Annotated in this window: 8 protein-coding genes and 1 pseudogene; 3 read left to right on the plus strand and 6 right to left on the minus strand. The window is 61.4% G+C overall.

What is annotated here, in order from left to right:
- Positions 1–25 precede the first annotated feature (25 nt).
- Positions 26–916, minus strand: coding sequence for a UTP--glucose-1-phosphate uridylyltransferase GalU (galU, locus tag ACT54B_RS04415; RefSeq protein ID WP_476043095.1), 891 nt, complete (start codon positions 914–916; stop codon positions 26–28).
- 203 nt (positions 917–1,119) lie between these two features.
- Between galU and ACT54B_RS04420 the strand changes: the two genes are divergently transcribed.
- Both ACT54B_RS04420 and ACT54B_RS04425 read left to right on the plus strand, forming a co-directional pair.
- Entirely contained in the window at positions 1,120–2,340 is a 1,221-nt protein-coding gene (locus ACT54B_RS04420) for a lytic murein transglycosylase (RefSeq protein WP_476043096.1), read from the plus strand.
- A gap of 101 nt (positions 2,341–2,441) precedes the next feature.
- Positions 2,442–3,581 (plus strand): SGNH/GDSL hydrolase family protein, encoded by a 1,140-nt coding sequence (locus ACT54B_RS04425; RefSeq protein ID WP_476043098.1) that lies wholly within the window; start codon positions 2,442–2,444, stop codon positions 3,579–3,581.
- A gap of 110 nt (positions 3,582–3,691) precedes the next feature.
- Here the strand turns inward: ACT54B_RS04425 and ACT54B_RS04430 are convergent, their stop codons facing one another.
- The 4 genes and pseudogenes from ACT54B_RS04430 to gltB form a co-directional block, all read right to left on the minus strand.
- Positions 3,692–5,146 (minus strand): glutamate synthase subunit beta, encoded by a 1,455-nt coding sequence (locus tag ACT54B_RS04430; protein ID WP_476043099.1) that lies wholly within the window; start codon positions 5,144–5,146, stop codon positions 3,692–3,694.
- Positions 5,147–5,176: 30 nt separating this feature from the next.
- Positions 5,177–5,575 carry a PIN domain-containing protein gene (locus ACT54B_RS04435; protein ID WP_476043101.1) on the minus strand — a complete coding sequence of 133 codons (399 nt, stop codon included), beginning with the start codon at positions 5,573–5,575 and terminating at the stop codon, positions 5,177–5,179.
- A complete protein-coding gene (locus ACT54B_RS04440; RefSeq protein ID WP_476043102.1) occupies positions 5,572–5,859 on the minus strand; it encodes an antitoxin in 288 nt (95 codons plus the stop codon). Before ACT54B_RS04440 ends, ACT54B_RS04435 begins: the two co-directional genes overlap by 4 nt.
- Before the next feature lie 60 nt (positions 5,860–5,919).
- Positions 5,920–10,560 (minus strand): annotated as a pseudogene (gene gltB, locus ACT54B_RS04445) (glutamate synthase large subunit); the annotation flags it as partial.
- Between the two features lie 520 nt (positions 10,561–11,080).
- Between gltB and ACT54B_RS04450 the strand changes: the two are divergent.
- Positions 11,081–12,130, plus strand: a complete 1,050-nt coding sequence (locus ACT54B_RS04450) for a threonine aldolase family protein (protein WP_476043104.1) — start codon at positions 11,081–11,083, stop codon at positions 12,128–12,130.
- Positions 12,131–12,217: 87 nt separating this feature from the next.
- Here the strand turns inward: ACT54B_RS04450 and ACT54B_RS04455 are convergent, their stop codons facing one another.
- Positions 12,218–12,679 carry an Hsp20 family protein gene (locus ACT54B_RS04455; protein ID WP_476043105.1) on the minus strand — a complete coding sequence of 154 codons (462 nt, stop codon included), beginning with the start codon at positions 12,677–12,679 and terminating at the stop codon, positions 12,218–12,220.
- Positions 12,680–13,046 lie beyond the last annotated feature (367 nt).

Consider the following 13,046-nt stretch of genomic DNA (forward strand, 5'->3'; position numbering starts at 1 on the left):
TGTGTCCCCGTGTCCTTTTCGTCGCTCAGCCGCCGGCGCGCGCCAGCAGCTTGGCAATCTCCGCCTGGACACTGCCGCGAATATCCGCCCGCTCGAGAGCAAAGGCCACGTTGGCGAGGATGAAGCCGTCTTTCGCGCCACAATCGAACGTCTCGCCGCGGAAGTGATATCCGACGAAATCCTGACGTCCGGCCAGCTTCAGCATGCCATCGGTCAGCTGGATTTCGTTCCCGGCACCGCGCTCCTGCGTTTCCAGGATGTCGAAAATCTCGGGCTGCAAAATGTAGCGGCCATTGATGAAATAGTTGGAAGGCGCGGTGCCCTTGGCCGGCTTTTCCACCATGCCGGTGATCTTGAAGCCGGAACCGACCGCATCGCCCACGCCCACGATACCATATTTGTGGGCCTGGTCTGGATGGCATTCCTCGACCGCAATCACGTTGCCGCCGGACTGGTTGTAAAGATCCATCATGCCCGCCATGCAGCCCTTTTCGCCCCGCATGATCATGTCGGGGAGCAACAGCGCGAAGGGTTCGTTGCCCACGATGTCGCGCGCGCACCAGACCGCATGACCGAGACCCAGCGGCTCCTGCTGGCGGGTAAAGCTCGCCATGCCCGCCTTTGGCAGGATATCGGACAGAAGGGTCAGCTCCACTGTTTTCGACCGCTCCTTGAGGGTCCGCTCCAGCTCGTACTGAATGTCGAAATAATCCTCGATCACGCCTTTGCCGCGACCGGTCACGAAGACCAGATGCTCGATGCCCGCTTCCAGCGCTTCATCCACCACATACTGGATGACCGGCTTGTCGACGACGGTGAGCATTTCTTTGGGAACGGCTTTGGTAGCGGGAAGAAAGCGGGTGCCCAGACCCGCAACGGGGAAAACTGCCTTGCGAACTTTACGATGCTGTCCCAAATTGGCCTCCAACGGCGCGTCGAACATGACGGATCATGCCATGCGGTCTCTGAATTAGTTTCGAAATGCTACTTTTTTCCAAAGAATGACGCCAGTGCGGCAACATGGTAAAGATTTTGTTGAGAGTCTCGCGTTAGCCTCGCTGCAGGGAGCGGCATGAGCTGCCCTGCACCATGCGTATAGCCAATGAACGGGATTGCACGATGCGGACCAGGAAAAGCCTGACACTCGGAAAACTGGCACTCTCGGCACTTGTTGCCTTGCAGCTGGGCGGCCACACACCGGCCCTGGCCGACGAGGCGTTCCGCAACTTCGTCATCAAATTCTATCCGACGGCCGCCAAGGCCGGCATTTCGGCGCGCACCTACAAAGCCGCCTTTGCGGGCGTGAACGAGCCCGATCCGGAGGTCCTGCGCAAGGCCGGCTTCCAGCCCGAATTCAAGACGCCCGTGTGGGAATACATGGACAGTCGCGTCAATCCCTATACCGTTCGGGTCGGCCAGGAAATGCTGCACCGCTATGGCTCGACCCTCTCTGCGATCGAACGCCATTTCGGCGTGGACAAGCACATTCTTCTCGCCATCTGGTCGATGGAATCCAATTACGGCGCGATCCTCGCCAAGGAAGAAAAGCTCCATTACATCCCGCAAGCCCTGGCCACGCTTGCCTATTCCGATCCCAAGCGCTCAAAATTCGCCCAGAAACAGCTGATTGCGGCGCTGAAGATCCTGCAGGCTGGCGATATCGGCCCGCGCCAGATGACCGGCTCCTGGGCCGGCGCCATGGGTCACACCCAGTTCATTCCGACGAGCTATCTGCTGTACGGCTTCGATGCCGACGGCAATGGCAAGCGTGACATCTGGAACTCGATCCCCGATGCACTGGCCACTTCCGCCAACCTGCTGAAGCAGAATGGCTGGGTCTCCGGCAAGACCTGGGGCTATGAGGTCATGGTGCCCGCCGGCGGCCAGGCCTATGCGGGCAAGACCCTGACGCTTGCGCAGTGGGAGCAACTCGGCTTCGCCCGCCCGAACGGCAAGGGCTTCAAGAATGGCGGCGATCGCGCCCAGCTGAAAATGCCCGCTGGCGGCAAGGGCCCCGGCTTCCTGATGGCCAAGAACTTCTTCGTCATCAAGAAATACAATGCGGCCGATACCTATGCGCTCGCCGTCGGGCAGCTGGCGGACCAGATCGCGGGCTATCCCGGCATGCGCCAGAGTTGGCCCCGCCCGGACAGCTCTCTCGACATTAACGAGAAATTCGAGTTGCAGTCGCGACTGAAGGAGCTCGGCTATTACGAGGGCGAAGTCGACGGCAATTTCGGCTCCGGCTCGAAGGCGGCCATTACCTCGATCCAGCAACGGCTCGGCTTGCAGCCGGATGGCGAACCGTCGCGGCAGCTCCTCAAGGCGCTGCGCCAGTAAAGCCATTGCGGGAAATGGCGTTTTGGCCTTTTCCCTGTCACGGTTAGGCCTATAATGGTGCTCCGGGCAATTTTTGGGTTGCCGACCTCTACGAGCCGCGCATGTTTCTCGCCATTGTACAACGAACCGGTATCCGGGCGGTCCTTCTTGTCATGATGGCCGCGGCCTTTCTATTGGGTGGCCTCCCCTCCGCCTCGCAGGCCCAGGAAGTGCGCAAGCGCCAGACCCTTTTCGACTGGATATTCGGAGGCCCGAAACGGCAGCAGCCGGATATCATCGAATTGCCGACCCGCAAGAAGCCACGGATCAAGAAACGCAATTCGCAAAGCGTGACACTGCTGGAAACCGCCACGCCGCCGGTGACCAAGAACCCGGATGCGCGGCATGTGCTCGTGATCGGCGATTTCCTGGCCTCGGGTCTCGCGCAGGGCTTAACGGCTGCCTTTGCCCAGGATCCGACCATGGTGGTCGATACCAAGGCCAACAATGCATCCGGTCTTGTGCGTGACGATTATTACGATTGGCAGAAGAACCTGCCGGACATGATCCGCGACCTGAAGCCCGCGGCCGTGGTTCTGATGATCGGCTCCAACGACCGCCAGCAGATGCGCCTGGCGTCCGGCAAGGCGGAATTCGATACGCCAGCCTGGAATGAGGCCTATGCAAGCCGCGTCGAATCCCTGCTGAAGATAGGCAAGGATGCGGGCGTGCCGATGATCTGGGTCGGCCTGCCGGCCTTCAAGAGTGCCAAGTCCACCGCTGCCGCGCTGCAATTCAACATTGTCTATCGCAATGCTTCCGCCAGAATGGGCGCGGAATTTGTCGACATCTGGGATGGTTTCGTCGACGAAAACGGCAAATTCATCCAGTCGGGCTCCGATTTCAACGGCCAGCCCGCCCGCCTTCGTACCTCGGATGGCGTCGGTATGGCTGCGGCTGGCAAACGCAAGCTGGCCTTCTATGCGGAAAAGCCGATCCGCAAGTTGCTTGGGGAGCCACTGACCGTCGAGGATGTCATCCGCCTGGATGACCGGAGCCTGCTGACGGACAAGCAGGCGGACAAACCGAGCGGTCCACCGGTTCGAACGCCGCCCATCAGCCTGACGGATCCGGAACTGGATGGTGGCAGCGAGCTCCTCGGAGCGCCCGGTCGCCCGGCCACGCTCGCCAGCACCATGCCGGTCGGAGCCGCCCCCGCCCCCACCGGCCGCGTTGATGATTTCAGCCTGCCCAATCTCTAGGTTCGACCGAAGGGCTCGTATCGCGGCGATTTGCAACGGAATATGATCGATAAAAAGGCCCCGTCTTCTTTCGAAGACGGGGCCAAGATGCTTGGGAGCATGGAGCTTTTTCAGCGCGGCAGGATGGTGCTTCCCATCAGCGCTTCGTCGATGGCGCGGGCCGCCTGGCGTCCTTCGCGAATTGCCCAGACCACCAGCGACTGGCCGCGACGGACGTCGCCAGCGGCCCAGAGCTTGTCCACTGAGGTGCGGTAATCCCGGTCATTGGCCACCACATTGGTGGAGCCGCGCTTGTCGGTGTTGAGGACCAGCTTGTTGCCAAGCTCCTTCAGCACGCTGTCCTTGAAGGGACCCGAGAAGCCGATGGCGATGAAGGCAAGGTCGGCCTTGATGACGAATTCCGTGCCGGCGATCGGCTTGCGGCGCTCATCCACCTCGCAGCATTTCACCCCGGTCAGCACACCGTCCTCGCCGATGAATTCGAGCGTTGCCACCTGGAATTCGCGGATCGCGCCCTCGGCCTGCGAGGAAGAGGTGCGCATCTTCGTCGCCCAGAAGGGCCAGACGGCGAGCTTGTCTTCCTTTTCCGGCGGCTGCGGACGGATGTCGAGCTGGGTCACCTTGACGGCGCCCTGGCGGAAGGCGGTGCCGACGCAGTCAGACGCCGTGTCACCGCCGCCGACCACGACCACATGCTTGCCGCCGGCGAGGATCTGCATGGACGGCCAGCCCGTGCTGTCGGTGTTTTCCCGGCCGACGCGGCGGTTCTGCTGGACGAGATAGGGCATGGCATCATGCACGCCGGCCAGATCGACGCCCGGAATGCCCGCAGGACGCGGGGTTTCCGAGCCGCCGCAATAGAGAACGGCATCATGTTCGGCGAGAAGCTTCTCGACCGGCAGAGTCACGCCGACATTGACGCCGCAATGGAAGGTCACGCCCTCACCGCGCATCTGCTCGACGCGGCGGTTGATGAAGTTCTTCTCCATCTTGAAGTCCGGAATGCCGTAGCGGAGCAGACCGCCGGGCTTGGTTTCCCGCTCGTAGACATGCACCTCATGGCCGGCACGGCCGAGCTGCTGCGCGGCGGCGAGGCCCGCAGGGCCGGAACCGATGATCGCCACCTTCTTGCCCGTATGGGTGGTCGGCGGCTGGGGCACGATGAAGCCCAGTTCATAGGCCTTGTCGGCAATCGCCTGCTCCACGGTCTTGATGGCGACCGGGGTATCTTCGAGGTTCAGCGTGCAAGCCTCCTCGCAGGGAGCCGGGCAGACGCGGCCGGTAAATTCCGGGAAATTGTTTGTGGTGTGGAGGTTGCGGATCGCTTCCTCCCAGTTGCCGTTATAGACCAGATCGTTCCAGTCAGGGATCTGGTTGTGAACCGGACAGCCGGTCGGGCCGTGGCAATAGGGAATGCCGCAATCCATGCAGCGTGCCGCCTGTTTCTGCACTTCCGGGTCCGACATGGGAAGCGTGAATTCGCGGAAATGGCGAATGCGGTCGGAGGCCGGCTGATACTTCGCCACCTGCCGGTCAATTTCCATGAAACCTGTAACCTTGCCCATCGTCTTGTCCGTCCGTTCAGTCGCTCCGGCTCACCGGATCCAGTTTTCCACTCTCAATCCCGAAATCCGGGAAAATTCCTTCACATTGTCAGTCACCAGGACCGCATCAAGCGCCATGGCATGGGCGGCGATCAGCATATCCATCTGCCCGATGCGCTCACCTCTTTTCTCGAGAGATGATCTGATCTCCGCATAGACAAGATCGGCAGGATGATCCCATCCAAAGACAGTCAGTCGCGCCAATATCATCTCGACCGCAAGCTTGTGCCTCAGGACTCCACTCTTGGTGTAACCGAACCGAAGCTCTGCCTGCACAAGCACGCTGGTGGCCAACTGACCACCAGGGCATTCAGAAATCCGCCTTGCCCCCGACCCATCTGGGTTCCGGAGAAAATCCGAGATGATGTTCGTATCCAGAAGATACGTCATCTCTCGTCTTCCCAATCAAGGCCTACGGCCCGGGGCGGATAATCCTCAACTTCGGGAAAATCGATTGCCGGTCCTTCCTTGATAAAGGCAATGACTTCAGCCCAGCTCTTCAGAGATGAGACCGGAGAAAGGATGAGATTGCCTTTCGCATCCCTTGTCACTTCCACTTGGTCACCTTCGAACTCGAACTCTTTCGGAATCCGGATCGCGCGGCTGCGGCCATTCTTGAAGACCTGAACCGTCTTGCGGACCGGTCGGTCATTGCTTTGGTCTGGATAGGCCATCTTCCCCTCCTGCGGCTTGGCATATGCCAACAGCATATGCCGACCGGTGAGATCAAGCAATCACTCCGCCGCGACCCCCATGGCCAGCCGTTCCATGTCTTCGAGGGCGCGACGATATTCGACCGGCATGACCTTGCGGAACTTCGGACGATAGTCGCTCCACCGGTCGAGGATCGCGCGGGCGCGCTCTGAACCGGTATAGTGATGGTGGTTGGCGATCAGCTGATAGAGACGCTCCTCGTCGTGACGGGTCATGTCGCCCGACACGTCGACCAGGCCCTTGTGCTGGAGATCGCCGCCGCGATGGTGCAGCTTCTCCATCAGGTCGTCCTCTTCCGGCACCGGCTGCAGCTCGACCATGGCCATGTTGCAGCGGGAGGCGAAATCGCCCTTCTCGTCCAGCACATAGGCTACACCACCCGACATGCCGGCCGCGAAATTGCGGCCCGTTTCACCGAGCACGACGACGACACCGCCGGTCATGTATTCGCAGCCATGGTCACCCACGCCCTCAACGACAGCGATCGCCCCGGAATTGCGGACCGCGAAGCGCTCGCCCGCGACACCGCGGAAGTAGCACTCACCCTCGGTGGCCCCGTAGAGAACCGTGTTGCCGACGATGATCGACTCTTCCGCGACGATCTTCGTGTCCTCCGGCGGGCGGACGATGATGCGGCCGCCGGAAAGGCCCTTGCCCACATAGTCGTTGCCGTCGCCGACGAGCGAAAGCGTGACGCCGCGCGCGAGGAAGGCCCCGAAGGACTGGCCAGCCGTGCCGGTCAACTTCACATTGATCGTATCGTCCTTCAGGCCCCTGTGACCGTAATTCTTGGCGACTTCGCCGGAAAGCATCGCGCCCACCGAACGGTCGACATTGCGGATCGTGCTTTCGATGGTCACCGACTTCTTCGATTGCAGCGCCGCCTTTGCCTTCTCGATCAGCTTCCGGTCGAGAATATCGTCGATCGGATGCTTCTGCCGTTCGGTCCAGAAGGTCGCTTCCTTCGGCGCCTCGACCTTGTGGAAGAGACGACTGAAATCGAGACCACGGGCCTTCCAGTGGGCAATCGCCTCATCCTTTTCGAGCAGGTCCGAGCGACCGATGATCTCGTTCAGAGAGCGAACGCCGAGCGATGCAAGGATCTCCCGCACTTCTTCGGCAACGAAGAAGAAGTAGTTGATCACATGCTCGGGGGCACCCTTGAAGCGCTTGCGCAGCACCGGGTCCTGGGTGGCGACGCCAACCGGGCAGGTGTTGAGATGGCACTTGCGCATCATGATGCAGCCAGCCGCAATCAGCGGCGCGGTGGCAAAACCGAATTCATCCGCGCCGAGCAACGCACCGACGATCACGTCCCGGCCGGTCTTCAGGCCGCCGTCGACCTGAAGGGCCACGCGAGAACGCAGGCCGTTCAGCACCAGCGTCTGCTGGGTTTCGGAAAGCCCGATTTCCCAGGGGCTGCCGGCATGCTTCAGCGACGTGAGCGGTGAAGCGCCCGTGCCGCCATCGAAGCCAGAAATGGTGATATGGTCGGCGCGGGCCTTGGCAACACCGGCAGCCACCGTGCCCACACCCACTTCGGAAACGAGCTTGACCGAGATATCCGCTGCCGGGTTGACGTTCTTCAGGTCGTAGATCAGCTGGGCCAGATCTTCGATCGAATAGATGTCGTGATGCGGGGGCGGCGAGATCAGGCCGACACCCGGGGTCGAATGCCGGGTCTTGGCAATGGTCGCGTCCACCTTGTGACCGGGCAGCTGGCCACCCTCGCCGGGCTTGGCACCCTGGGCGACCTTGATCTGCAGCATGTCCGCATTGACCAGATATTCGGTCGTCACGCCGAAGCGGCCGGAAGCCACCTGCTTGATCGCCGAGCGCTCCGGGTTCATGGAACCATCCGGCAGGGGCAGATAGCGATCCGCTTCCTCGCCGCCCTCGCCGGTGTTCGACTTGCCGCCAAGCTTGTTCATGGCAATGGCCAGCGTCGTATGCGCCTCGCGGCTGATCGAGCCGAAGGACATGGCCCCGGTCGAGAAACGCTTCACGATCTCGGAAGCCGACTCCACCTCGTCGATGGAAATCGGCTTGCGGCCGAGCGCGTCCGCACCCTTGATCTTGAAAAGACCGCGGATGGCATTCATGCGCACCGTGCTTTCATTCACCTGCTCGGCGAATTCCAGATACCGATCCTTGGCATTGCCGCGGACCGCGTGCTGCAACGAGGCGACCACATCGGGCGTCCAGGCATGGTCCTCGCCACGCATGCGATAGGCATATTCGCCACCGATATCGAGCGTGCGCGCCGTCAGCGCGCTGGTGGAGAAAGCCGCCTGATGGCGGGCGAAGGTTTCGCGGGCGATTTCCTCGAGACCGACGCCCTCGATGGTGGTCGCGGTGCCGAAGAAGAACTTCTGCACGAAATCCGACGACAGGCCGACCGCATCGAAGATCTGCGCGCCGCAATAGGACTGATAGGTGGAAATGCCCATCTTGGACATCACCTTGAGGATGCCCTTGCCCACCGCCTTGATGTAGCGGGAAACGATTTCCTCCTTGTCCACCTCCGGCGGGAAGGCGCCATGCTTGTGCATGTCGAGCAGGGTGTCGAAGGCGAGATAGGGGTTGATCGCCTCGGCACCGAAACCGGCGAGACAGCAGAAGTGATGCACTTCGCGCGGCTCGCCCGATTCCACCACGAGGCCGACCGAAGTGCGCAAGCCCTTGCGGATCAGGTGGTGATGGACGGCAGCGGTGGCGAGCAGCGCCGGAATGGCGATACGGTCAGGCCCCACCTGACGGTCGGAGAGAACGATGATGTTGTAGCCGCTGGCAACCGCCTGCTCGGCGCGCTCGCAAAGCCGGTCGAGCATTTCGGGCATGCTTTCCGCACCGCGCGAGACGTCATAGGTGAAGTCCAGCGTCTTGGTGTCGAACCGGTCTTCCGTATGGCCGATGGAGCGGATCTTTTCGAGATCGCCGTTGGTCAGGATCGGCTGGCGCACTTCCATGCGCTTGGCATTGGCCGCCCCGCCGTGATCGAGGATGTTGGGACGCGGGCCGATGAAGGACACGAGGCTCATGACGAGCTCTTCGCGGATCGGGTCGATCGGCGGGTTCGTCACCTGCGCGAAGTTCTGCTTGAAATAGGTGTAAAGCAGCTTCGACTTGGAGGACATGGCCGAGATCGGCGTATCCGTCCCCATCGAGCCCACCGCTTCCTGGCCGGTCGTCGCCATCGGCGACATCAGGAGCTTCGTGTCTTCCTGAGTGTAGCCGAAGGCCTGCTGGCGATCGAGCAGCGACACGTCGCGGCGCAGCGCGCGCGGCTCGACGGGATGCAGGTCCTCGAGGATCAGCTGGGTGCGGTCGAGCCATTCCTTGTAGGGATGGGCGGTGGCCAGTTCGGACTTCACCTCTTCATCGGAGATGATGCGGCCCTTGACCATGTCGATCAGCAGCATCTTGCCGGGCTGGAGGCGCCACTTCTTGACGATCTTCTCTTCCGGAACGGGCAGCACGCCTGCTTCGGAGGCCATGATCACCCGGTCGTCGTCGGTGACGATGTAGCGGGCCGGACGCAGGCCGTTGCGGTCGAGCGTCGCGCCGATCTGCCGGCCATCGGTAAAGGCAACGGCGGCCGGGCCGTCCCACGGCTCCATCAGGGCGGCGTGGTACTCGTAGAAAGCCTTGCGCTCATGCGACATGGACTGGTTGCCGGCCCAGGCTTCCGGGATCAGCATCATGACCGCATGGGCCATGGAATACCCGCCGCGCACCAGGAATTCGAGCGCATTGTCGAAGCAGGCCGTATCGGACTGGCCTTCGTAGGAGATCGGCCAGAGCTTGGAAATATCCTCGCCGAAGAGCGGCGAGGAAACCGAAGCCTGGCGCGCCGCCATCCAGTTCACATTGCCGCGCAGCGTGTTGATTTCGCCGTTATGGGCCACCATGCGATAGGGGTGGGCGAGCTTCCACGAGGGGAAAGTGTTGGTCGAGAAACGCTGGTGCACCAGCGCAACCGCCGTCTCGAAGCGGGGATCGGCGAGATCCTTGTAGTAGGCGCCCACCTGATAGGCGAGGAACATGCCCTTGTAGACGACCGTCTGGGTGGAGAGCGAGACGACATAGAAGCCGAGATCGCCACCATCCGCTTCCGCATAGATGCGGTTGGAAATCACCTTGCGGAGGGTAAAGAGCCGCCGTTCGAATTCGTCATTGGTGGCGGCATCGCGGCCGGCACCGATGAAGACCTGGATATGGCGGGGCTCGGTCGCCGCAATGTCGGGCGCCTTGGAAAGAGAGGAATTGTCGACCGGCACGTCACGGAAACCGAGCAGCACCTGCCCCTCTTCCGCCACCACGTCCGCGATCACATCCTTGAAATGGGCGACCAGTTGCTCGTCCTGCGGCATGAAGAGGTAGCCAACCGCATATTCGCCGGCCTTCGGCAGGATCACACCCTGCCTTGCCATTTCCTCGCGGAAGAAACGGTCCGGGATCTGGACGAGAATGCCCGCGCCGTCGCCCATCAGCGGATCAGCGCCGACGGCGCCGCGATGGGTGAGGTTTTCGAGCATGAACAGGCCGTCCTTGACGATCTGGTGGGACTTCTGTCCCTTCATATGGGCAATGAAGCCGACACCACAGGCATCGTGCTCGTTGGCGGGATCGTAAAGACCCTGCGCCCGGGGAAGACCTTCGAAGGTGCGCTCCGCCGCTTTCGTCGAACGCGCCGCCGTGACAGTGGTTTCGCGGGCATCGCGCCCCTTGAACTCATGCTCGGACATCGTCTTCCTCCTGTCGGCTCGCCGCCGGGACCTTCCCGGTCGACCCCGAGGGACGAGAACGCAGCGGCCAAGTCCCTCAAATCGATTTATCTTTTGCCATCCGCGACACGCCAGCCTTCGGTGAAAGGAAGCGATGCGAGGGGGCATTTCCGGAAATTAGGACAGCAAGACTGTCCTAATTTCCCGTTTTCTATGCCAGAGCGAAGGCGCTTTAGCAAGCGCTTTCTAGACACGTAGGCGAAATTTGCGCAGCAAGATTACAGTGGAATGACAGGTCGTGAAATTTTATGTCGCGAATATCACCGCAGAGGTTCGATAATTTCAAAACTATGCAGACGTATAAAAGGTCAGCGAGCAATGGTTGATAAGGCGGGACGATTCCTTAATCTCGTTTCCTGTCCTCTTGTTCGCCTCTCACGAAGGTCCGTTTCCGATGTATTTTTCTTCCGACAACTGGGCTGGCGCCCATCCGGTGATCGCCCGGGCTCTTTTCGATGCCTCGGAAGGCTTTGCCTCCGCCTATGGCACGAGCGACCTCGACCGGAAGGTCGATGCACGCTTCAGCGAAGTCTTTGAAAAGGATGTTTCCGTATTCTTCGTCGGCACGGGCACGGCCGCCAACTCGCTGGCGCTGGCCAGCGTCACCAAGCCGGGCGGCCTGACCTTCTGCCATCACGAGGCGCACATCAACACGGATGAATGCGGTGCGCCGGGCTTCTTTGCCCATGGCGCGCGGCTCCATCCGGTGGGTGGCGCGGAAGCGAAGGTGGATCCGGACGCACTCGCCGCGGCGATGGCCCGTTTCCCGGAGGGCGGCGTGCATTTCGGCCAGGCGGCAGCCGTCAGCATCACCCAGGCGACGGAATTCGGCACGGTCTATACGCGCAGCGAAATAGAGGCGATTGCGGCGGTTGCCAGAAGCCGGAACCTGCCGCTCCATATGGATGGTGCGCGTTTTGCCAATGCCCTGGCCGCGCTTGGCTGCTCGCCCGCCGAGATGACCTGGAAGAGCGGGGTGGACATTCTCTCTTTCGGCGGCACGAAGAATGGCTGCTGGATGGCGGAAGCGCTGGTCTTCTTCGATCAGGATCTGGCCCGCGAAATGCCGTTCCTGCGCAAGCGCTCGGCGCAGCTCTTTTCAAAATCCCGGTTCATCGCCGCCCAGTTCGACGCCTATCTGGAGGGCGATCTCTGGCTGGAACTGGCAGCCCATGCCAACCGCATGGCCGATCGCTTGCGCGCCGGCCTGGATCAGTTGTCCGACTGCCGCAATGCCTGGAAGACAACCGCCAACGAAGTCTTCGCCATCATGCCGCAGACGAAGATGGAAAAGGCATTCGCCGCCGGTGCCCGCTTTTACGATTGGCCCGTCCCGGCGGACCAGCCCCATCTCGTCGGGGAAGGCGAGGTTCTCACCCGTCTGGTCACGAGCTTTGCGACGACACAGCAGCACGTGGACGACCTTCTCGCCATTCTGCGCTGAAACCCACGAAAAAGCCTCCCTTCCGTGCGGGAAGGGAGGCTTGCGAGCGCTTGGGAGGATCGCGCTTGTCGCGACCGGACTTCAGGTTCAGTTGACCGAAACCTGGCCCTCGATCGACTTGGCACCGGCCGCATCGGCGGCGATGGAAATGCGGCGCGGCTTCATGGCTTCGGGAATGTTCCGGAGCAGGTCGATGTGCAGCAGGCCGTTCTTCAGCGAAGCCGACTGGACTTCCACATGATCGGCAAGCTGGAAGCGGCGCTCGAAGGCGCGCTTGGCAATGCCGCGATAGAGGAATTCCGTTTCGGCAGCGGCTTCCTCGGCCTTTTCACCCTTGACGGTCAGCACATGGGCATGCGCTTCGATGGAGAGTTCCTTCTCGTCGAAGCCAGCAACGGCCATTGTGATGCGATAGGTGTTTTCGCCGGTCCGCTCGATATTGTAGGGCGGATAGGACTGTTCGGCCTGGCCGACGCCATCAAGCATGTTGAAAAGGCGGTCGAAGCCGACGGTGGAACGGTAAAGCGGAGCAAAATCTACGTGACGCATGGTGTCCTCCTTTGAGCGACGGATAGCGATGTCGGTGGCTCCCCAAAATCCCGCATTGGCAATTGCCGGGGAGCGCCACAGGCCCTTTTTGGCGCCTGCAGAAAGGAGATGGGAAGGCGATTTTCCCGTTTCAAGAGCGCGGGAAGGAGATTTTCGCCGAAGCTGAATGGCGGATGAACCGGCCATTCGGGGAGAGTTCAGACGGCCCCTGCTAGGTCATGACAACAGGAGGACAACACTCCTGGTCACCGGTGTGTCGCCCCCGATTTCACCGGTTGCTGCTAAGAAGCCGGAACGTGCGCCGCCCCCAAAAATGACGCGTTCCGGCTTTTTTCTTTGACCGCTCCGAAGGCGGGCGCTACCCATA

Source organism: Gellertiella sp. DMC107 (assembly GCF_056313605.1).

Coding starts and splice junctions, on each gene's coding strand:
- ACT54B_RS04455 (WP_476043105.1), bottom strand. CDS start 12,679: ATGCGTCACGTAGATTTTGCTCCGCTTTACCGTTCCACCGTCGGCTTC.
- ACT54B_RS04425 (WP_476043098.1), top strand. CDS start 2,442: ATGTTTCTCGCCATTGTACAACGAACCGGTATCCGGGCGGTCCTTCTT.
- ACT54B_RS04435 (WP_476043101.1), bottom strand. CDS start 5,575: ATGACGTATCTTCTGGATACGAACATCATCTCGGATTTTCTCCGGAAC.
- ACT54B_RS04430 (WP_476043099.1), bottom strand. CDS start 5,146: ATGGGCAAGGTTACAGGTTTCATGGAAATTGACCGGCAGGTGGCGAAG.
- ACT54B_RS04420 (WP_476043096.1), top strand. CDS start 1,120: ATGCGGACCAGGAAAAGCCTGACACTCGGAAAACTGGCACTCTCGGCA.
- ACT54B_RS04440 (WP_476043102.1), bottom strand. CDS start 5,859: ATGGCCTATCCAGACCAAAGCAATGACCGACCGGTCCGCAAGACGGTT.
- ACT54B_RS04450 (WP_476043104.1), top strand. CDS start 11,081: ATGTATTTTTCTTCCGACAACTGGGCTGGCGCCCATCCGGTGATCGCC.